At 64.0% G+C, this 20683-nt stretch carries 18 protein-coding genes; 8 read left to right on the top strand and 10 right to left on the bottom strand.

From position 1 onward, the window contains the following. The first annotated feature begins 11 nt into the window (after window positions 1-11). The 4 genes from AC56LH_RS16280 to AC56LH_RS16265 all read left to right on the top strand — a co-directional run bounded on the left by AC56LH_RS16280 (window position 12) and on the right by AC56LH_RS16265 (window position 7882). Window positions 12-1697 (top strand): sensor histidine kinase, encoded by a 1686-nt coding sequence (locus AC56LH_RS16280; protein ID WP_499647711.1) that lies wholly within the window; start codon window positions 12-14, stop codon window positions 1695-1697. An 18-nt stretch (window positions 1698-1715) separates the two neighbouring features. Next, window positions 1716-3176, top strand: coding sequence for a sigma-54-dependent transcriptional regulator (locus AC56LH_RS16275; protein WP_499647709.1), 1461 nt, complete (start codon window positions 1716-1718; stop codon window positions 3174-3176). Window positions 3177-3673: 497 nt separating this feature from the next. Beyond that, window positions 3674-6619, top strand: a complete 2946-nt coding sequence (locus tag AC56LH_RS16270; RefSeq protein ID WP_499647708.1) for a ribonucleoside-diphosphate reductase subunit alpha — start codon at window positions 3674-3676, stop codon at window positions 6617-6619. Between the two features lie 156 nt (window positions 6620-6775). Further along, a complete protein-coding gene (locus tag AC56LH_RS16265) occupies window positions 6776-7882 on the top strand; it encodes a ribonucleotide-diphosphate reductase subunit beta (RefSeq protein ID WP_482896238.1) in 1107 nt (368 codons plus the stop codon). 82 nt (window positions 7883-7964) lie between these two features. Here AC56LH_RS16265 and AC56LH_RS16260 read toward each other — a convergent pair whose 3' ends face one another. Beyond that, on the bottom strand, window positions 7965-8390 hold the full coding sequence (locus AC56LH_RS16260; protein WP_499647706.1) for a VOC family protein: 426 nt from the start codon (window positions 8388-8390) through the stop codon (window positions 7965-7967). A 74-nt stretch (window positions 8391-8464) separates the two neighbouring features. Here AC56LH_RS16260 and AC56LH_RS16255 point away from each other — a divergent pair, with 74 nt between their 5' ends. Both AC56LH_RS16255 and AC56LH_RS16250 read left to right on the top strand, forming a co-directional pair. After that, on the top strand, window positions 8465-9148 hold the full coding sequence (locus AC56LH_RS16255; protein WP_499647704.1) for a helix-turn-helix transcriptional regulator: 684 nt from the start codon (window positions 8465-8467) through the stop codon (window positions 9146-9148). A 52-nt stretch (window positions 9149-9200) separates the two neighbouring features. Then, on the top strand, window positions 9201-10916 hold the full coding sequence (locus tag AC56LH_RS16250) for a PQQ-dependent sugar dehydrogenase (RefSeq protein WP_499647702.1): 1716 nt from the start codon (window positions 9201-9203) through the stop codon (window positions 10914-10916). Window positions 10917-11590: 674 nt separating this feature from the next. Here AC56LH_RS16250 and AC56LH_RS16245 read toward each other — a convergent pair. Continuing rightward, window positions 11591-12670 carry a hypothetical protein gene (locus AC56LH_RS16245; RefSeq protein WP_499647700.1) on the bottom strand — a complete coding sequence of 360 codons (1080 nt, stop codon included), beginning with the start codon at window positions 12668-12670 and terminating at the stop codon, window positions 11591-11593. Here AC56LH_RS16245 and AC56LH_RS16240 point away from each other — a divergent pair. Both AC56LH_RS16240 and AC56LH_RS16235 read left to right on the top strand, forming a co-directional pair. Further along, a complete protein-coding gene (locus tag AC56LH_RS16240) occupies window positions 12651-13133 on the top strand; it encodes a histone (protein ID WP_499647698.1) in 483 nt (160 codons plus the stop codon). The genes AC56LH_RS16245 and AC56LH_RS16240 overlap by 20 nt on opposite strands. Before the next feature lie 116 nt (window positions 13134-13249). Continuing rightward, on the top strand, window positions 13250-13780 hold the full coding sequence (locus tag AC56LH_RS16235) for a YggT family protein (protein ID WP_499647696.1): 531 nt from the start codon (window positions 13250-13252) through the stop codon (window positions 13778-13780). A gap of 78 nt (window positions 13781-13858) precedes the next feature. On the opposite strand, the gene AC56LH_RS16230 is transcribed toward AC56LH_RS16235, so the two are convergent. The 8 genes from AC56LH_RS16230 to AC56LH_RS16195 all read right to left on the bottom strand — a co-directional run bounded on the left by AC56LH_RS16230 (window position 13859) and on the right by AC56LH_RS16195 (window position 20664). Further along, on the bottom strand, window positions 13859-14800 hold the full coding sequence (locus AC56LH_RS16230; RefSeq protein WP_499647694.1) for a carbohydrate kinase family protein: 942 nt from the start codon (window positions 14798-14800) through the stop codon (window positions 13859-13861). 10 nt (window positions 14801-14810) lie between these two features. Next, entirely contained in the window at window positions 14811-15887 is a 1077-nt protein-coding gene (locus AC56LH_RS16225; protein ID WP_499647692.1) for a DUF3426 domain-containing protein, read from the bottom strand. 4 nt (window positions 15888-15891) lie between these two features. Further along, window positions 15892-16851 carry a 50S ribosomal protein L11 methyltransferase gene (gene prmA, locus AC56LH_RS16220; RefSeq protein WP_499647690.1) on the bottom strand — a complete coding sequence of 320 codons (960 nt, stop codon included), beginning with the start codon at window positions 16849-16851 and terminating at the stop codon, window positions 15892-15894. Then, entirely contained in the window at window positions 16848-18248 is a 1401-nt protein-coding gene (gene accC, locus AC56LH_RS16215; protein ID WP_499647688.1) for an acetyl-CoA carboxylase biotin carboxylase subunit, read from the bottom strand. Before accC ends, prmA begins: the two co-directional genes overlap by 4 nt. 103 nt (window positions 18249-18351) lie before the next feature. Then, complete coding sequence (gene accB / locus AC56LH_RS16210; protein WP_499647686.1) at window positions 18352-18810, bottom strand: acetyl-CoA carboxylase biotin carboxyl carrier protein; 459 nt, start codon at window positions 18808-18810, stop codon at window positions 18352-18354. A 94-nt stretch (window positions 18811-18904) separates the two neighbouring features. Then, the gene (aroQ, locus tag AC56LH_RS16205) at window positions 18905-19336 is read right to left on the bottom strand and encodes a type II 3-dehydroquinate dehydratase (protein WP_499647684.1); all 432 of its coding nucleotides are present in this window, start codon (window positions 19334-19336) and stop codon (window positions 18905-18907) included. A 132-nt stretch (window positions 19337-19468) separates the two neighbouring features. Next, entirely contained in the window at window positions 19469-20035 is a 567-nt protein-coding gene (locus AC56LH_RS16200; protein ID WP_499647682.1) for a TlpA family protein disulfide reductase, read from the bottom strand. Continuing rightward, entirely contained in the window at window positions 20032-20664 is a 633-nt protein-coding gene (locus AC56LH_RS16195; protein ID WP_499647680.1) for a hypothetical protein, read from the bottom strand. The genes AC56LH_RS16200 and AC56LH_RS16195 overlap by 4 nt, the downstream gene beginning before the upstream one ends. Window positions 20665-20683: the final 19 nt, after the last annotated feature.

Genomic DNA, 20683 nt, shown 5'->3' with positions numbered 1-20683 from the left:
GCAGGCCGGCCTTGACGCCACGCCGCATCCTGTCGCCCGAAGCGCGCGTCGCCCTGTGGCGCTCGCTGCAGACCTTTACGCTCACGCGCATCGTCATCGCGCTGGTGCTGCTGCTGTACTTCGGCGTCGATTTCGAGAACGGCGCGCTGCGCATCACGCAGCAGGTCGCCCAGATCTGCCTGGGCTACGCGATCATGGCGCTGGTGTTCTCGTTCGCCGCGCGCCGCCAGCGCCGCTTCCTGGTGCAGCTCGGGGTGCAGGTCGCGCTTGACCTGTTGGTGATTTCGCTGCTGTACCTGGCCGCCGGCGGCATGCGCAGCGGCCTGGGCATCCTGTATCTGTTTCCGCTGGCGGGCGCCGCGATCCTGGCGCCCCTGCTGCTGGCGTTGTTCGCGGCGGCGATGGCCACGCTGTTTTTGCTTTGTCTGAGCGTGTGGCAGCTGGTCGAAGGGTTCGATCCGCCGCTGATGCAGGCGGGCCTGTTCGGCGCAGCGTTCTTTGCCGCCGTGCTGGTGGCCAACCGCATGGCCGCGCGCCTGCTGGGACAGGAAGAACTGGCGGCCCAGCGCGGCGCCGACCTGCGCATCCAGCAGGCGATCAATGAAATCGTGATTGCCGACGTGGGCGACGGCATCCTGGTGGTGGGCGCCGACGGCGCGGTGTTTACCGGTAACCCGGCCGCGCGCCGCATGCTCGGGCTGCAGGCCGATACGTCCGGCTTCCTGCTGCACGCGGCGCCAGCGTTCGAGCCGCTCGCCGAAGCCTTCGATGCCTGGCTCGCCGCGCCCGAGAACGATACCGCCTTCGTCACCGTCAAGCCGTACCGCGAGGGGGATGGCGCGGGCGACGTGCGTGGCCGGCGCGACCAGCCGGTGCACGTCAAGCTGCGCTTTGCCCGTGTCGCCGCGCCAGCCGATGCAGTGGGGGAGGCGGTGGGCGATGCCGTGGGCGAGGCAGGTGGGCGCAGCGTGATCTTCATGCAGGACGTGAGCGCCATCGAAAACCAGGCGCAGCAACTCAAGCTGGCCTCGATGGGGCGCCTGACCGCCAGCATCGCGCACGAGGTGCGCAACCCCTTGTCGGCCATCGGCCACGCGACGGCGCTGCTGGCCGAAGACCTGCACGGCCCCGCCGAAGTGCGGCTGCTGAAAATCGTCGGCGACAATGTGGCGCGCGTGAACCGCATGGTCGAAGATATCCTGCAGCTGTCGCGCAAGGCCCAGCCCAACGGCGAGCCGGTGCCGCTGGGCGCGTTTCTCGAACAGCTCAAAGCCGAGTTCTGCGAAATCCACGGCCTGGCCGGTGATATAGTCTATATCGGCGATCCGGGCGGCAGCGCGGTGCGCTTTGACCCGCTGCACCTGCACGAAGTCCTGCTCAATTTACTCAACAACGCGGTGCGCTACGCCAGCCGCCGGCCGGCCAGCATCCGTATCTTCCCGGCGCGCGATGCGGCCGGGCGGCGCGAGCTGCACGTGCAGGACGACGGCCCCGGCATCACGCCCGAAGTGCGCGACCACCTGTTCGAGCCGTTCTATACCACCTCGAGCAAGGGCACCGGCCTTGGACTCTACCTGGCGCGCGAACTGTGCCTCAACAACGATGCGAAACTCGATTATGAATACCGGTTCGACCCGTCCGCGCTGGGCCCGCGCAAAGCCAGCGGCCGCTTTGTCATCACCTTTGCTCTTGCCTGACGTGGCCGGGGAGCCGGCATGAGCGCGCCGCGCGTCCTGGTGCTCGACGACGAGGCCGACCTGCGCGAGCTGCTCGAGATCACGCTGCTCAAGATGGGCCTGGACGTCGACAGCGCCGCCACGCTGCGCGAGGCGCGCGCGCTGTTCGACGAGCGCGATTACGCGCTGGTGCTGACCGACATGCGTCTGCCGGACGGCCTGGGCCTCGAACTGGTGCGCGAAATCGGCGCCTCCGGCAAAGGCACGCCGGTGGCCGTGATCACCGCCTACGGCAGCGCCGAGAACGCGGTGGTGGCGCTGAAAGCCGGCGCATTCGACTACATTGCCAAGCCCGTGGCGCTGGACGCGCTGCGCGTGATGGTGCGCGCGGCGCTCAAGCAATCGGAAAGCGCCGCGCCCGGCGACGGCGCTGGATCCGACTCGCGCATGATCGGCAGCTCGCCGGCGATGGCGGCCTTGCGGGCCCAGATCGCCCGCCTGGCGCGCTCGATGGCGCCGATCTCGATCACGGGTGAATCCGGCAGCGGCAAGGAACTGGCCGCGCGCGAGATTCACGCGCAGAGTTCGCGCGCCGCCAAACCGTTCATCGCCGTGAACTGCGGCGCGATTCCCGAAACGCTGATGGAGGCCGAGTTCTTCGGCTACCGCAAGGGGGCGTTTACGGGCGCGTCCGATGAACGCGACGGCTTCTTCCAGGCAGCCAACGGCGGCACGCTGATGCTCGACGAGGTGGCCGACCTGCCGCTGGCGATGCAGGTCAAGCTGCTGCGCGCGATCCAGGAGCGGCGCGTGCGCAAGATCGGTGCAACGGTCGAGGAACCGGTCGACGTGCGCATCATCAGCGCGACGCACCAGGATCTGGCGCGCTGCGTCGAAACGGGCAAGTTCAGGCAAGACCTGTTCTACCGGCTGAACGTGATCGAGCTGGGGTTGCCGCCGCTGCGCGAGCGGCTGGACGACTTGCCGCCGCTGGTGGGCGGCATTCTGCAGCGCCTGGCCGGGGCAGGGCAGGCCACCCTCGGGGCCGGGGTGCTGGATGCGCTGCGGGCATATTCGTTCCCCGGCAATGTGCGCGAGCTGGAAAACGTGCTGGAGCGGGCGCTGGCGTTTGCCAACGATGGCGTGATCGAAGTGGGCGATTTATCGCTCAAGATGGCGCGGCCGATCGAACCGGCGCGGGCGGAACTGGCGCCGCCGGCGGTCACGCCGCCCGCTATCGTTGCACCGGTTGCACCGGTTGCACCGGCCGCACCGATTGCGCCGGTCGCGCCGACGGTATCGGCGCCGCCGGGCGTCGGCCCTGCCGAATTGCCGGGCAACCTGCCCGAATACCTGGAGCAGGTCGAACGCGACATCATCGGCCGCGCCCTGCAGCAAACCCAGTTCAACCGGACCCAGGCGGCCAGCCTGCTGGGCATCAGTGTGCGCCAGTTGCGCTACCAGATGCAGAAGCTGGACATCAGCGCGCCGGACGATTGACAGCCTGTCTGCAGCCGGGCGGCGGTCCCGCGCGCCCGGTTATTTCTCCACAGTTTTGTTGACGTTAGTGGTCGCTTACCGCGCGCTGCCCGTCCTGATGGCGACTCTCGAATGTCAAGGCTCGCACGCGATAAAACTGAAAATTTTGGGCATTTATTTGCTTGCCTGTACCGCAAATGAGGTACTACAATTAGTCTGATATCAACGCCCGGCACTAGATATAGTGGTAGAGACTAAAAAAGCACCAGGATTGCGGGCTGCGGCGAGTTGTTCATACGTTGTCCACAAGTTGCACACAAACTTATCCATCAATCGGTTAATTAAGCACTTGTCGACACGCATTATTTACTAGTTCTTACCCTGCTTCTCTGGTTTGCCACCACAGGCCACCGGCTGGCAGGGCATCGTTTTTTAATTTGTTGACGGACCGGGTTTGCGCAATACGGCAAGACGGTTGCCACGTAGACAACGGCGGTCCGACCGCTCCTGGAGGCGCAATGCAAACAGCACAGAATAGTTCCATCAATCAACACGTTACCCCAGGATCGACGCCTGCCGGCGCCACCGCGGCCGACATCGTCGCCCGCGGCGACTACCGCGTCATCCGCCGCAACGGTTCGGTCGTGGCGTTCGAGCCGCACAAGATCTCGGTCGCGATGACCAAGGCCTTTCTGGCAATCGCCGGCGGCCAGGGCGCCGTGTCGGCGCGCATCCGCGAGCTGGTCGAGCAGATGACCAACAACGTCGTCACCGCGCTGGTGCGTCGCCAGCCGAACGGCGGCACGTTCCACATCGAGGACGTGCAGGATCAGGTCGAGCTGTCGCTGATGCGTTCGGGCGAACACGATGTCGCGCGTGAATACGTGCTGTACCGCGCCAAGCGCATGGAAGAGCGTCGCGCCGCGAAAGAAGCCGCCGGTGGCGGTGGCGCCGTCGTCGCGCCGCAGATCCATGTTGTCGATGGCGGTGAGCGTCGCCTGCTGGACATCAACACCGTCATCGGTCTGATCGGCGCCGCCTGCGCCGGCCTCGAAAAGCACGTCGATGCCGACGCGATCCTGGCCGAGACCATGAAGAACCTGTACGACGGCGTGCCGGTCGAAGAACTGCACAAGTCGGCCATCCTGGCTGCGCGCGCGCTGATGGAAAAAGACCCGGCCTACAGCCAGGTCACCGCCCGCATCCTGCTGCACACGATCCGCAAGGAAGTCTTCGGCCGCGAAGTGGCGCAAGCCGGCGCCGCCGCCGAATACCTGACCTACTTCCCGCAATACATCGCCAAGGGCATCGCCAACGAGCTGCTCGACGAAGAACTGGGCAAGTACGACCTCGAGCGCCTGGCCAAGGCCATCGTCGCCGACCGCGACCTGCAGTTCGGCTACATCGGCCTGCAAACGCTGTACGACCGCTACTTCCTGCACGTGCGCGACGTGCGCATCGAAATGCCGCAGGCGTTCTACATGCGCGTCGCAATGGGCCTGGCCCTGCGTGAAGACGACCGCGAAGCGCGCGCCATCGAGTTCTACAGCCTGCTGTCATCGTTCGACTTCATGAGCTCGACGCCGACGCTGTTCAACTCGGGCACCCGTCGTTCACAGCTGTCGTCGTGCTACCTGACCACCGTCGGCGACGACCTGGAAGATATCTACGACGCCATCAAAGAGAATGCGCTGCTGTCGAAGTTCGCCGGCGGTCTGGGCAACGACTGGACGCCAGTGCGCGCACTGGGTTCGCGCATCAAGGGCACCAACGGCCGCTCGCAGGGCGTGGTGCCGTTCCTGAAAGTGGTCAACGACACGGCCGTCGCGGTCAACCAGGGCGGCAAGCGCAAGGGGGCGGTCTGCGCCTACCTGGAAACCTGGCACCTCGACATCGAAGAATTCCTCGACCTGCGCAAGAACACGGGCGACGATCGCCGCCGCACCCACGACATGAACACGGCGAACTGGATTCCCGACCTGTTCATGAAGCGCGTGATGGAAAAGTCGCACTGGACGCTGTTCTCGCCATCCGAGACGCCCGACCTGCACGACCTGACCGGCAAGGCCTTCGAACAAGCCTACCTGGCGTACGAAGCGAAGGCCGAGCGCGGCGAAATGGCCGTCTTCAAAAAGATCGAGTCGCTCGACCTGTGGCGCAAGATGCTGTCGATGCTGTTCGAAACCGGCCACCCATGGATCACGTTCAAGGACCCGTGCAACATCCGCTCGCCACAGCAGCACGTGGGCGTCGTGCACTCGTCGAACCTGTGCACCGAGATCACGCTGAACACCAGCGCCGATGAAATCGCCGTCTGCAACCTGGGCTCGGTCAATCTGCCGCAGCACATGAAGGGCGATGGCCTGGATCACGTCAAGCTGCAAAAGACGATCCGCACCGCGATGCGCATGCTCGACAACGTCATCGACATCAACTACTACGCGGTCGAAAAAGCGCGCAACTCGAACCTGCGTCACCGTCCGGTCGGCATGGGCGTGATGGGTCACCAGGATTGCCTGCACATGATGCGCATCCCGTTCTCGTCCGACAAGGCCGTGCAGTTCGCCGACACGTCGATGGAAGCGGTCTGCTACTACGCCTACCTGGCCTCGACCGAACTGGCCGAAGAGCGTGGCCGTTACGAGACCTACACCGGTTCGCTGTGGGACCGCGGCATCCTGCCGCAGGACTCGATCCAGCTGCTGGCCGACGAGCGTGGCAGCCAGTACCTGGAGCAGGACACGTCGTCGAAGATGGACTGGACGCCGGTGCGCGAGCGCATCAAGCAGTTCGGCATGCGCAACTCGAACTGCGTGGCGATTGCCCCGACCGCGACGATCTCGAACATCATCGGCGTCTCGGCCTGTATCGAGCCGACGTTCCAGAACCTGTACGTGAAGTCGAACCTGTCGGGTGAATTCACCGAGATCAACTCGTACCTGGTGCGCGACCTGAAGGCGCGTGATCTGTGGGACGAAGTCATGATCGCCGACCTGAAGTACTTCGACGGCTCGCTGTCGAAAATCGACCGCGTACCGCAAGACCTGCGCGACCTGTACGCAACCGCATTCGAGGTCGAGCCGAAGTGGCTGGTCGACGCTGCGTCGCGCCGCCAGAAGTGGATCGACCAGGCCCAGTCGCTGAACATCTACATGGCCGGCGCATCGGGCAAGAAGCTGGACGAAACCTACAAGCTGGCGTGGCTGCGCGGTCTGAAGACCACGTACTACCTGCGCACGATCGCCGCGACGCACCTGGAAAAATCGACCACCCGCACCGGCGCGCTGAACGCCGTGTCGGTCTCGGGCGGCCTGTCCGGCGGCCTGTCGGCTGGCGAGAAAGCGCCGGTTGCTCCGGCACCAGCACCGGCGGCCAACACGGCAGCAGCGACCGAAGAAGACGGCGCCGCCTGCTATCTGCGTCCGGGCGACGACGGTTTCGAGGAATGCGAAGCCTGCCAGTAATCCTCGCAGTCACTGAGTAAAGGAGGCGAGCCGCCTGCAAGGCCGGCTCGCTCTCCGGCAAGTACCACGGCGTCAGTCGCCGACAACACGAATAACCAATGCATCAACGTGCCCGGGCCGCAGCCTCTGCGCCAGCGCACCACAGAAGGGACCACCATGCTTAACTGGGACGACGAACCAACCAGCGCACCAAGCGCTCCGCAAGCCGACACCAACCTCGCCATCGTGCCTGCCGCCGAAGTGGCAAAGCGCGTCAATGCCGACGACAAGCGCATCATCAACGGTCAGACCGATGTGAACCAGCTCGTGCCATTCAAGTACAAATGGGCATGGGACAAGTACCTGGCCGGCTGCGCGAACCACTGGATGCCGCAAGAAGTGAACATGCAGCGCGACATCGAACTGTGGAAGAGCCCGAACGGCCTGTCGGAAGACGAGCGCCGCCTGGTCAAGCGCAACCTGGGCTTCTTTGTCACGGCCGACTCGCTCGCCGCGAACAATATCGTGCTGGGCACCTACCGCCACATCACGGCCCCCGAATGCCGCCAGTACCTGCTGCGCCAGGCGTTCGAGGAAGCGATCCACACGCACGCTTACCAGTACATCGTCGAGTCGCTGGGCCTGGACGAAGCCGAGATCTTCAACGCCTACAACGAAGTCAAGTCGATCCACGACAAGGACCAGTTCCTGATCCCGTTCATCGACACGCTGACCGACCCTGAGTTCAAGACCGGCACGACCGAAAACGACCAGAAGCTGCTCAAGTCGATCATCGTCTTCGCCTGCCTGATGGAAGGCCTGTTCTTCTACGTCGGCTTCACGCAGATCCTGGCGCTGGGCCGCCAGAACAAGATGACCGGCGCGGCCGAGCAGTACCAGTACATCCTGCGCGACGAATCGATGCACGTGAACTTCGGCATCGACGTGATCAACACGATCAAGATGGAAAACCCGCAGCTGTGGACGCCGGAATTCCGCGAAGAGATCAAGGCCCTGTTCATCGAAGCCGTCGACCTCGAATACCGCTACGCCGAAGACACGATGCCACGCGGCGTCCTGGGCCTGAACGCCCCGATGTTCAAGGGTTACCTGCGCTTCATCGCCAACCGCCGCGCGGTGCAGATCGGCCTCGAGCCGCTGTTCCCGAACGAAGAAAACCCGTTCCCGTGGATGAGCGAAATGATCGACCTGAAGAAAGAGCGTAACTTCTTCGAGACGCGCGTGACCGAGTACCAGACTGGCGGCACGCTGAGCTGGGATTGATGCGGGGGCGTCGATCGCCCTGCGTCAGCCACAAACAAACAGCCCGGCGTTGGATCAGCCGGGCTTTTTTGTTGTTTGCGCGTCAGGCGACGCGGGCGTGTTCCACCACATCGACGACCCACGCGATGCCAAACCGGTCCTTCACCATGCCGTACATCGGTGACCAGCTGGAGGGCGCGAGTCCCTGTACGATCGCCGCGCCATCGACCAGCTTGTTCCACAGGGCCTGGATTTCTTCCTGCGTGTCCCCGCGCAGCGAGACGTAGAACGCGTTTTCTCCCTGGTGCCATGGCTTGTCCACCGCCACATCGAAGGCCATGATGCGAAAGCCGTTGGGCGCCTCGACCTGGCCCCAGACGATCAGGTCCAGGTCTGCCTCATTCGCGGTGCGGCCCGCATCCCGGTAAGTGAACTGCATCAGCTGGCCGCCAAAGACCTGTTGATAGAAGGCCAGCGCGGCGCGCGCCTGGCCTTGGAAGTTGAGATGGGTGACTGCCTGAACGGACATGAAGAACTCCTGATGAGGGTTGGAAGACAGGTGCTACGATAGCAATCCCTCCTGCCACTTTTTGTCAGTTGCCGATGTCCCGTCCACAGCGCCTGTTTCGCCTGCTCGATGCACTTCGCCGCCTGCCGCCCCCCGTCACGGCAGCGCAGCTCTCGCACGACACCGGCGTCTCGGTGCGCTCGGTCTACCGTGACATCGAGACCCTGCGCGCGGGCGGTGCCGAGATTGGCGGCGAGCGCGGTTTTGGCTACACGCTGGTCGACGACGGCACGCTGCGCCCGCACACGTTCAGCCGCATCGAGATCGAAGCGCTGACACTCGGCCTGGCCGAAGTACGGCAGATGGGCGACCCGGCGCTGGCCAGTGCGGCCGACGCGGTGCTGGCCAAGGTGGCGGCAACCCTGCCTTCGCTCGGCCAGCAGCATCTGCTGCATGCGGTGTCGCAGGTCCACCGTTTCGGCCAGCGCTTTTCCAGCCTGCCCGACATGGCCACGATCCGCGCCTGCTGCTGGCGCGAAGAGGCGCTGGCGATCGATTACCGCGACCGCCACGGCGCGGCCAGCAAGCGCACCATCTGGCCGCTGGCCATCGTGTATCTGGACGGGACGCTGGTCGTGCTGGCGCGATGCTGCCTGCGCGAGGACTTTCGCATGTTCCGCGCCGAGCGCATCGCGAAGCTCGCGCCAACGGGCGCCAGTTTCCGGCCGCGGCGGGCAGCGTTGTTGCGCGACTACCAGGCGATTCTCGACGCGACGTAACGGCGCGCATACCCTATGATGGCGATCTTTCAAGCCTGACCAGGAGAAACCCTTGAACGCCCACACCACGCTGCTGCCCGCCCTCATGCTCGCTGGCCTGGCGACGGTTTCAGTCGCCCACGCTGCGCCCCAGGTGGCCGCCGGCCGCACCATTTTCCAGAACAACTGCGCCAGCTGCCACACGGTCGATACCGGGATGTCGCAGCTGGCGGGTCCCGGCCTATTCGGCGTTGTCGGGCGCAAGGCGGCGGGTGTCGCCGGGTTCAATTATTCGGCGGCGCTGGCCAAGGCCGGCGCGGGCGGCACCGTGTGGACGCGCGACGAACTCGACGTGTTCCTGCTCGACCCGGCCAAGCGCGTGCCCGGCACGATGATGCCTGTCGGCGTGCCGGACGCAAAACAGCGCGGCGCGCTGATAGATTACCTGGCCAGCCTGCAGGGCGCTGCAGCTGCAACTACCGCCGCCGCGCCAGCCCTTGCGAAAGCCGATGCACAACCTGCCTCCCGCGCTGGCGCGTGGGCCGAAAACCAGCCCGGCAAGATCTGGCACATCAAGCCGACCGACCTGGCCGCGCCGTTTGCCACGGACAGCGCCGGCAACAGCGCGCGCGTGCAGGCGCGCCCGAACGGCACGCTGCCGGCCGTGATGCCCGGCTTTACGGTCAGCGTGTTCGCGCAGGACGCCGACAAGCCGCGCGTGGCCCTGCGCGCGCCGAATGGCGACGTGTTCCTGGCCGCGACCGGCGCGGGCGCGATCAAGGTGCTGCGCTCGCGCGATGGCAAGAAGGCCGACAGCGCCGGCGTGTTCGCCACCGGCCTGGCGCGCCCATACGGCATGGCGTTCTGGCCGAGCGGCGCCAATCCGCAGTATCTGTACGTGGCCGGCGTCAATTCGGTCGTGCGCATCCCGTACCGCAACGGCGACCTGACGGCGCGCGCCGCGCCCGAAACCGTGATTGCCGAACTGTCCGAGACCAGCGGCGGGCACACGACGCGCACGCTGGCGTTCTCGAAGGACGGCAAGACGCTGCTGCTGTCGATTGGCTCGGCCACCAACGTCGCGGCCGACATCGGGCGCACGCCGCCCGTGCCGCTGGCGCAGTGGGAGCGCGAGCACGGCGTGGGGGGCGCCTGGGGTGTCGAGACGGACCGCGCCACCGTCATGGCGTTCGACCCGGATGGCAAGAACCGCCGCACCTTCGCAACCGGCCTGCGCAACTGCGTGGGCTTTCTGGTGCTGCCGGCCACGGGCGACGTCATGTGCAATGTGAACGAGCGCGATGCGCTGGGCGACAACCTGCCGCCGGACTACCTCACGCGCGTGAAGCAGGGCGGCTTCTATGGCTGGCCGTGGTACTACATCGGCGACAACGAAGACCCGCGCCTGGCGGGTCACCGGCCCGACCTGAAGGGCAAGACGATCACGCCCGACGTGCTGCTGCAGGCGCACTCGGCGCCGCTGGGCATGGTGGTGTACCACGCGCCCAAGGGTGCGACGAGTGCGTTCCCGAAAGAGTACGAGGGCGATGTGTTCGTGGCGCTGCACGGCTCGTGGAACCGTGGCGTGCGCACCGGCTACAAGGTCGTGCGCGTGTTCATGAAGAACGGGGTGCCCACCGGGCAGTACCAGGACTTCATGAGCGGCATGGTGGTCAGCGACCGCGATGTGTGGGGGCGGCCGGCCGCAGTCGAAGTCGCGCGCGATGGCGCGCTGCTGGTGGTCGACGATGCCGGCGGCACGCTGTGGCGCGTGGCGCCGCGACGCTGATGTGAAGCGCACACGCGGCATGCCTTGCTCTGGACGGCCTGGCGCGACAACTGAACGATCGGTTCCATTCGGTATTCGTCAATTGCCGAACCCGGCCGGCTATATTGCCGAACGCGGCAGCGTCAGCGACAGTATCTATTGGTTCCGACCGTTCGATTTCTGAGTCGATTCAACGCCGGGTTGAAACGCGCGCGTTAATCAAAGGTCATTTGCAGAATCCCCGTCAATTCAGGCGCGCTTGCTTATTTGCTTGATCGTGGAGCGCGACTTGTTTCCGATTCACGGTTGCGCGCACACAAAGAATCCACGTACTTTACGCGATTGAATTTGTCAAATCGAGAAGATGTGATATTGTCGCGGGCATCGGGCAAATCGATCGAATAATAGAGCGCTGAACCAAACAGTATGCACGGACGCGAAGCGAAAAGAACAAGCCGCCTTGCCTGACCAATTGCTCAGGCAAGGCGGCTTTTTCTTTTCGCACCCGCAAGGGTAGCGATGTGACGACGCTGGAACAGTAACCTGTCGACGTTGGCTGAAGCGCTGCAACTGTGAGGAGTTGCAGCAGTTCAGCCGGTGCCGGATTCATTGGCGCATATCGAAAACGGTTTGCGCCGATGAATAACTCGCCGGTCAACAACGACCTGGCGGGTTTTAAACCCTGAGCGTATTTCTCATCGCAGATGAAGGAGAATTAAAATGGCAACCGCTAAAAAAACAGTTGTAAAGGCAGCAGTGAAGAGCGCGCCTTCGTCCACGACGAAGTCGACCGCAAAGGCTGCAGCAGAGAAACCAGTCGCGAAAAAAGCCGCGACCACCACCACGGCCAAGACCACCGCCAAGGCGGCAGCCAAGCCGGCAACCCGGGCAGTGAGCAAGCCAGCAGCAAAAACCACGGCAAAACCTGTTGCAAAGAAAACCACTGCAACCAAAACTGCCGCGACCAAAACCACGGCCACCAAAACGACTGCCGCCAAGGCAACGGTTAAATCAACCGCCAAGACTGCAGCAAAGCCAGCAGTAAAGAAAGCCGCTCCTAAAACTGCAGCCAAGACGACGGTAAAGAAAACCGCCGCTAAAACTGCAGCCAAGCCGACCGTAAAGAAAACTGCTTCGAAATCGACAGCAAAGCCGGCCACCAAGACGGCCACCAAGTCAGCCACCAAGTCGGCAACTAACTCGGCAACCAAGTCAGCGACTAAATCGGCGACCAAGTCAGTCACCAAGACGGCCGCCAAGCCAGCAGCAAAGAAGGCAGCAGCCAAACCAGCGGCCAAGCCGGCAGCGAAGAAAGCGGCAGCCAAGCCAGCCGCCAAGCCGGCAGCAAAGAAAGCTGCAGCCAAACCAGCGGCCAAGCCAGCAGCAAAGAAAGCCGCAGCCAAGCCAGCGGCCAAACCTGCAGCCAAGAAAACGACGGCCAAGGCCACGACCAAGTCGACGGCTAAATCGACCACCAAGTCGACTGCTAAATCGCCGGTTAAATCGACCGCCAAATCAGCAGCCAAGCCAGCAACCAAAACGGCAGTAAAGAAAAGCACCACCAAAGCAGCAGCCAAGCCGGTCGCTAAAACAGCGAGTACCAGCAAGACCGCCGCCAAACCGGTGACCAAAAAAGCCGCCACGACCAAAGCAACGGCAAAACCTGCGGCGCAAAAAGCGACCGTGACCAAAGCCGCCGCCAAGCCAGTAGCCAGTAAAACGACGGCGACCAAGGCGGTTGCGAAAAAAGCAACCGTGACCAGCGCTGCGGCCAAACCGGTCGTGAAAAAAGCCACGCCAGCCGTGACCAAGGCTGCTGCCACCACGACCGCTGCCGCCAAGCCTGCTGTTGCCAAGACTGCTGCGACGAAGACTGTCGCTGCCAAGCCAGCTGCTACCAAGACCGTCGCTACCAAGACCGTCGCGGCCAAGCCAGCTGTCACCAAGCCAGTCGCCGCCAAGGCCGACGTCAAGGTCGACACGACGCCGGACGTCAAAGCGGACATGAAAGCTGACACCAAAGCCGACGCGAAAGCCGACGTCAAAGCGGACGTGAAAGCCGACGCCAAGCCGGAAGCGAAAAAGCCAGCCGCCAAGAAGGCAGCCACCAAGCCGGCAGCGGCTGATGCGAAAGCGGGCGACACGCCTGCCGCCGCACCGGCAGCAGCTGCGACCACGCCAGCAAAAAGCGTGATCGCGCCAACCGCCTGGCCGTTCCCGACCAGCAGCCGTCCGTAATCGCCAACGTCGCCCTGCTTGCCATGCGCCTCGTGCAGCATGGCAAGCAGGGCGCGCTTCAGGCACAATGCCGCTGTGTGATCCTTCGCACAGCGGTTTTTTTTTGAGGAGAGTCCGTGCTGCCCATTCTTCAGTTTATCGTCGATATCGTTGCAGGCCTGCTGGGTGGGGTGCTGTTGTTGCGCTTCTGGACGAATGCCATCCGCGTGCGTCTTCCCGACCAGATTCGCCAGTTCGTCCACACCATCACCGACTGGCTGGTGATGCCGCTGCGGCGCGTGGTGCCCGGCACCCGCGGCTACGACTGGGCAAGCTTCATCGGCGCCTTCCTGGTGGTCCTGGTGGCCAGCACGGTGCTGCTGCTGGCCGGCGCCAGCGGCGAGACGATGTTGCTGTACGCGCTGCACCGCTTCCTGACCTGGATTCTGTACGGCTTCATGGCGCTGTTGATCATCGAAGCGATCTTCAGCTGGGTCAATCCGAACGCGCCGCTGGCGCCGTTCGTGCACGCGCTCAATCAGCCGTTGCTGCGGCCCATCCGGCGTGTCGTCAAGCCGATCGGCGGCATGGACCTGTCGGTGCTGGTGGCGCTCGTGCTGATCCAGATCCTGCTGTTCGTGCTGCGGCAGGTGTTCGGGTACGTTTGAACCACCTGATCGCAAAAAAGGCCTCTGCATGCAGAGGCCTTTTTTTATGTCATGCGCGGCGCCAGCGGCGCCTTCGCCTTAACGGAACTTGCTGCCAAACGCCTGCTCGAACTGCGCGTCGAATTCCTGCGCCGTGAACCGGTGGTTCTGGCCACCGGCCGAGGCGATCTTGATTGCGCCCAGCAGGCTGGCGATGCGCCCGCTGGTGGCCCAGTCCAGGTCATTGGTGATGCCGAACAGCAGACCCGCGCGGTAGGCGTCGCCGCAGCCGGTCGGGTCGACCACGGTCGTTGCCGTCACGGCTGGAATCTTGAAGTGCTCGCCGCCCGCGTAGATGTCCGAACCGGCTTCGCCGCGCGTGATGATCAACGCCTCCAGGCGCGCCGCGATGTCGGCCTGGCTCAGGCCCGTGCGGTCCATGACCATTTCGAATTCATAGTCGTTGCACGCCAGGTAGCTGGCCTGGTCGATGAACGTGATCAGCTCTTCGCCCGAGAACATCGGCAGTTGCTGGCCCGGGTCGAACATGAACGGGACCTTCTGTTCGGCGCAGTCGCGCGCGTGCTTGATCATGCCGTCGCGGCCGTCCGGCGAGATGATCGCCACGCGAATCGCGCCCTGGTCGGCCACGTTGTTCTGGTTCGAGTATTCCATCGCGCCCGGGTGGAAGGCGTTGATCTGGTTGTTGTCCTGGTCGGCCGTGACGAAGCACTGCGCGGTGTAGGCCTCGGGGATCGTGCGGATGCCGCGCGTCTCAAGCCCCTGTTCCTGCATGCGCTTGAGGTAGTCGCTGCCGTCCTGGCCCAGCGTGCCCATCATCAACGGCTCGCCGCCCAGCTGCTTGAGGTTGTACGCGATGTTGGCCGCGCAGCCGCCGTATTCGGTGCGCAGTGTCGGCACCAGGAACGACACGTTCACGCGGTGCAGCTGGTCGGCCAGCAGCGTGTCGCCGAAGCGGCCGTGGTACTGCATGATTTTGTCGAACGCGAGCGAGCCGCAGATTAGGGCGGTTTTGGTCATGGTGTGGCTTTCATGGATAGAACACTGCGATGTGGTAGCCGGATGGCTCTGCGCCCTCCAGCCTGAAATGGATGCGCACCTGCTGCTCGCCGCGTGCGGCAAACCCCGTGGGCGCGGCAGCCGCGGCGCCTGCGTAATCGCGCGGGGCGAACACGCGGCGCACCAGCGGCTTGTCGTCAAGGTCGTTCAGCGTCAGTTCGAGGCTGGGCCAGGCCAGCGCCATGTCGCCCTGGTTGCGCAGCACGGTGCTGAAGGTATAGGCGTTGCCGCCCAGCGTGATGAGTTCACCGGTCTCGATGACCAGCTGCTCGGGCCGCGCCGGCAGGTTCACGCTGCAGCCGAACAGGGCGCAGGTCGAGACCAAGGCCGGTCGGATGCCCGGATGGCGCGCCGCCAGCACGTCGCGAAAGCTCACGGCCGCCTGCACGACCAGCGCAATCAGCAGCAGCACGCTGCCGACGGCCAGCGCGATGCGCGTCGTCTTGCCGGAGGCTTCGCGCTGGCGCGTGCTGCGCACGAACTCGGGTTCATCGATGTCCGGCTTCGGCGTCGGCTTTGGCTTTGGCGGCGGTGGTGGTGGTTTGGGCGCCTCGTCGATGCGCGGTGGTGCGGCCTTCACGCGGCGCGCGCGCGCTTCGGCGGCGCGGTTGCGCGGCGAGGCGGGCACGTTCGATACGATCGGCGGCGAGCCGCCCGACGATTCACGCAGCAGCAGGGTCGGCGGGCCGATCGAGTCTGCCGTGTGTTCGCGGCTTGGTTCGGGGACGGGGAGGGTGTCCGGTTCGGGCGTTGATGCCGGCGTCGGCGCCGGTTCCTGCTGCGCAACCGGCTCACTCACCGGCGCAAGTGTCTCGGCGGGCGTCTCGTCAACGGGAGGGGAAGAAGTAGTGGGAGAGTCGTCAGCCGCTGCATCGGCAGGCGCCGTAACAACCGGTGCAGGCCCGGTCGCCAGATCGATCAGCGCGCTGTTCCCGTCAAAAATCTGCTGGCATGCGCCACAACGCACGATGCCCCCACGCAGCTTGAGCTGGTCCGCGGCGACGCGGAACTGCGTGCCGCAGTGGGGGCATTGTGTGGCGAGCGCCATGCCTTTAGCCGGCAGTGGCAGTGGCAATGCGTGCCGGCGGTGTGTCCTGGCCCAGCGTGCCGTGCAGGGCCACCCAGCCATCCTGCTCGGCCCAGACGCCCAGCTTGATGAATGGCGCGTAGGCGGCAGCCACTTCGTCGGCCTGGCGTGCCAGCACGCCCGACAGCACGAGCGAACCGCCATCGGCCACGCGGCCAGCCAGCATCGGCGCCATCAGCTTCAATGGGCTCGACAGGATGTTGGCCACGACGATGTCGAACTTGCCGCTTGCATGGCGCGCATTGCCGGAAGCGGCAAACGTGTCAGGCAGGTAGAAGTCGATGGCGACGTTGTTGCGCTCGGCGTTGGCGCGGGCCGATTCGATCGCCTGCGGATCGATGTCGACACCGGCCACGTCCTGCGCGCCCAGTTTCTTGGCCACCATCGCCAGGATGCCCGAGCCGCAGCCGTAGTCCAGCACCGACTTGCCCGGCGCAGGATGGGCTTCGAGCCACTCCATGCACAGGCGCGTCGTCGGATGGCTGCCGGTGCCGAACGCCAGGCCCGGGTCCAGCTCGAGAATCAGGCCGTTCGGGTCTGGTGCCACGTGCCAGCTCGGCACGACCCAGATATTGGTGCCGATGTGGATCGGTTCGAACTGCGATTGCGTCAGGCGCACCCAGTCGGCGTCTTCCACCTTGCGGGTGGTGAACGCCGGCACGACGGGCAGATTGATCGCTTGCGCGGCCTCGGTGACGATCGCCAGCTGGTCGGCATCGGCATCCGTCAACGCGACAACACGGCTATGGTCCCAGGCCGCTTCGGTCGGCTCCATGCCCGGCTCGCCGAACAGCGGTTTTTCGTCTTCGGTGCCTTCGTCGGCGTCTTCCACCGACACCGACAGCGCGCCGGCTTCCATCAGGGCGTCCGACAGCGCTTCGGCGTGTTCGCGTGCCAGTTCGATGACGACTTCAGTCCAGCTCATTCGTTCACCTTGACTTCCGATTTGGCCGACAGCGCGGTTTCCTTCGGCAGGTCGGGCTTGGCAGCCAGTTTCTGCTCCAGGTAGTGGATGTTGGTGCCGCCTTCGATGAAGCGGGCGTCGACCATCAGTTCGCGGTGCAGCGGAATATTGGTCAGGATACCCTCGACCACCATTTCGGACAGCGCGATCTGCATGCGGCGAATCGCCTGCTCGCGCGTGGCGCCATACGCGATGACCTTGCCGATCATCGAGTCGTAGTGCGGCGGCACGTAGTAGCCGGCGTACGAGTGCGAGTCGACGCGGATACCAGGGCCACCCGGCGGATGCCAGCTGGTGATGCGGCCCGGCGACGGCGTGAACTTGAACGGGTCTTCGGCATTGATGCGGCACTCGATCGAGTGACCCGACAGCATGATGTCACGCTGGCGGAACCGCAGCTTTTCGCCGCAGGCAATGCGGATCTGTTCCTGGACGATGTCGATCCCGGTGATCATTTCGGTCACCGGATGCTCGACCTGGATACGCGTGTTCATTTCGATGAAGTAGAACTCGCCATTCTCGTACAGGAATTCGAAGGTGCCGGCGCCGCGATAGCCGATCTTGCGGCACGCTTCGGCGCAGCGGTCACCGATCTTTTCGATCAGCTTGCGCGGGATGCCCGGTGCCGGCGCTTCTTCGATGACCTTCTGGTGGCGGCGCTGCATCGAGCAATCGCGCTCGCCGAGCCAGACGGCGTTTTTGTGTTCGTCGGCCAGGATCTGGATTTCCACGTGACGCGGATTTTCCAGATACTTCTCCATATAGACTTCCGGATTGCCGAATGCAGCGCCGGCTTCGGCCTTGGTCATCGCCACGGCGTTGATCAGGGCCGCTTCGGTGTGCACCACGCGCATGCCGCGTCCGCCGCCGCCGCCGGCAGCCTTGATGATGACCGGGTAGCCAACGCGGCGCGCCGTCTGCACGATTTCTTTCGGGTCGTCCGGCAGGGCGCCGTCCGAGCCTGGCACGCACGGCACGCCGGCGCGGATCATGGCCTGTTTGGCCGAGACCTTGTCGCCCATCAGGCGGATCGATTCGGAACGCGGGCCGATGAAGACGAAGCCCGATTTCTCGACGCGCTCGGCGAAGTCGGCGTTTTCGGACAGGAAGCCGTAGCCCGGGTGGATCGCTTCGGCGTCGGTCACTTCGGCCGCGCTGATGATCGCGGGCATGTTCAGATAGCTGAGGCTCGACTGCGCCGGGCCGATGCAGACCGACTCGTCCGCCAGTTTCACGTACTTGGCGTCCTTGTCGGCCTCGGAGTGCACGACGACCGTCTTGATGCCCAGCTCGCGGCAGGCGCGCTGGATACGCAGCGCGATTTCACCACGGTTGGCGATGAGGATTTTTTCAAACATGGTTGGTCCGGTGGTTCAGTGAAAACCGGCGCAGCTGAAAGACAAGCGGCGCCGGACACGTCATGGGTGAGCTGGTGGCAGGACTGCCGCCCAGCTTGAGGCTTTAGCCAATCACGAACAGCGGCTGGCCGAATTCGACCGGCTGGCCGTTTTCCACGAGGATCTTGGTGACAACGCCCGAGACATCGGCGTCGATTTCGTTCAGGAGCTTCATCGCTTCGATGATGCACAGCGTTTCGCCTTCCTTGATGTTCGCGCCCACTTCGACAAACGCGGCAGCGCCCGGTGCGGACGAACGGTAGAAGGTACCGACCATCGGCGACTTGACGACGTGGCCGGTTGGCTCGGGAGCCACGACCGGCGCTGCAGCGACAGGCGCAGCAGCCGGGGCTGGCGCCGCGAATTGTTGCACGCCTTGTTGCGGCATCATCATCATCTGACCCTGGCCAACAGCGGACGACTTGACGATGCGGACCTTGCTTTCGCCTTCGGTCACTTCGAGTTCGGCGATGTCCGATTCAGCGACCAGGTCGATCAAGGTCTTGAGTTTTCGTAGATCCATGTGAAACCCCTTGGAATTATTCGTTTTAGAGAGCAGGCCGGCGCGTCAAACACGCCGCACGGCCGCTGATACATGAAGTTGACGTAGATTAACGCTATTTAAGTGCGAAGTCGATGGCAAACCTGTATCCGTGCGCCCCCAGTCCGCAGATCACGCCGCGCGCGATGCCGGAGAGGTAGGAATGCTGCCGGAACGATTCGCGGGCATGCACGTTCGACACGTGCACCTCGACGAATGGAATGGCCACCGACGCGAACGCATCGCGCAGTGCTACGCTGGTGTGGGTCAAGCCACCAGGATTGATCACGATAAAATCCACGCCTTCATTACGTGCGGCGTGGATGCGATCGATCAGGGCGCCCTCATGGTTGCTCTGGAAATGCTCCAGTGCTGCGCCGGCATGCATGGCTTGTTCAACTGCTGCGTTCTCGATGTCGGCCAGTGTCGTCGTGCCGTAGACTGCAGGCTCGCGCGTCCCCAATAAATTGAGGTTGGGGCCGTTGAGAAGCAGTAGCTTTTTCGCCATAATGAGAGTCTGGTAGCCCGAAAGTCAGGCATTGTGCCGCCTAGCTCGGCTGTTGGCAAGCGGTAAAATTGCTGGTGATTAGCCGAAATTGGCCGCAATTGCAAATCGTACGATCGTTCGTTAAACGCACAATCAACCGTTCAATTTTGCCAGGTCAGCGCGCAATTCGTCGAACTTGAGCTTGCCAATATACGTCTTGAGTACCTGTCCATCGGCGCCGATCAGCACAGTGTACGGCAAGCCGCCCATCGTGTTGCCCAATTCCTTCGACAGCTCGGTCCCGCCCATGCCGGCCACGTAGAGTGGATAAGCGATCTGGTGCTTGGCAGCGAATTCGCTCATATTGGTCGGCGAATCGATGCCGATCCCGATCACATTGAAATGCTTGCCCTTGTCTTCGCCTGCCAGGTGCGACAGCTCCGGCATTTCCTGCACGCAAGGGCCGCACCAGGTGGCCCAGAAATTCACCAGCAGGGGCTTGCCCTTCCACTGCGCCAGCGGCTGCGGTTCGCCCGCCAGGTTGTTGAGCGATTGCCCATACAGATTGGTGACGGCATTGGTCACCGCACCAGCGCCGGCAGTCGTACTGATCTGCGGGGAGACGGGGGCCGGCGCCTTCTTATAGAGCGCAACGACAGCGCCCATCACGCCAAACAGCGCGGCCACTGCCACATAGGTGGCCAGATGTTTCTTGTTCATTCGTTCTGTTCCAGTGTTGAGTCGGCAGCGATCAGCGCACGCAGGCCGGCAGCGTCGAGACGCTGCGGGCGGCCATCCGCGCGCGGCTTGAGCGCGCCGCGCAGGTCTTGGTATTCAAACAATTGCGCATGCACAGTTTCCTTCATCCACGGGAAACTGACGGTCTCGACGGGCGCATGGCGCCCCCCCTTGAAATGCGGGGTTTCCGAGATCTCGATATTAACATTGCGATTCAGCAGATAGATCTGCACTTCTTTCGCGCTGTCGGCGAACAATTGCAGATGGATATCGTCGTGCTCGCCGGCGGTGCCTTGCAGCACCGGGCCGGTGACGTACGGATTGAAGTCGGCCAGCGCCTCCATCACCTGCAGCGCCGTGGTGCGCAATTGCGCCAGGCGCTTGCTGTGGTCCGGGCCGCCGAACAGCGCCAGGTACTTGCGCACTTCGTCTTCGACCTGGATGTCGTCGGGCATCATATTGGGGACAGGCTGGTTCACGCCGAGCACCTGGCGGGCCGCCTTGCGGCGCGCGGTATCGATGTCGGCGCCATCCTGGGCAACCATGCGCGCAGCCACGAGGGCGATCTCTGCGCGCAATTGAATAAGATCGTTGTTCAAGTTCGGCATCATGATCCAGATCATACTCTGA

The sequence above is a fragment of the Telluria sp. LT1R51-2 genome (genome assembly GCF_059685775.1).
The sequence above is the reverse complement of the archived record's forward strand: the minus strand, read 5'-3'. Positions and strand labels throughout refer to the sequence as shown.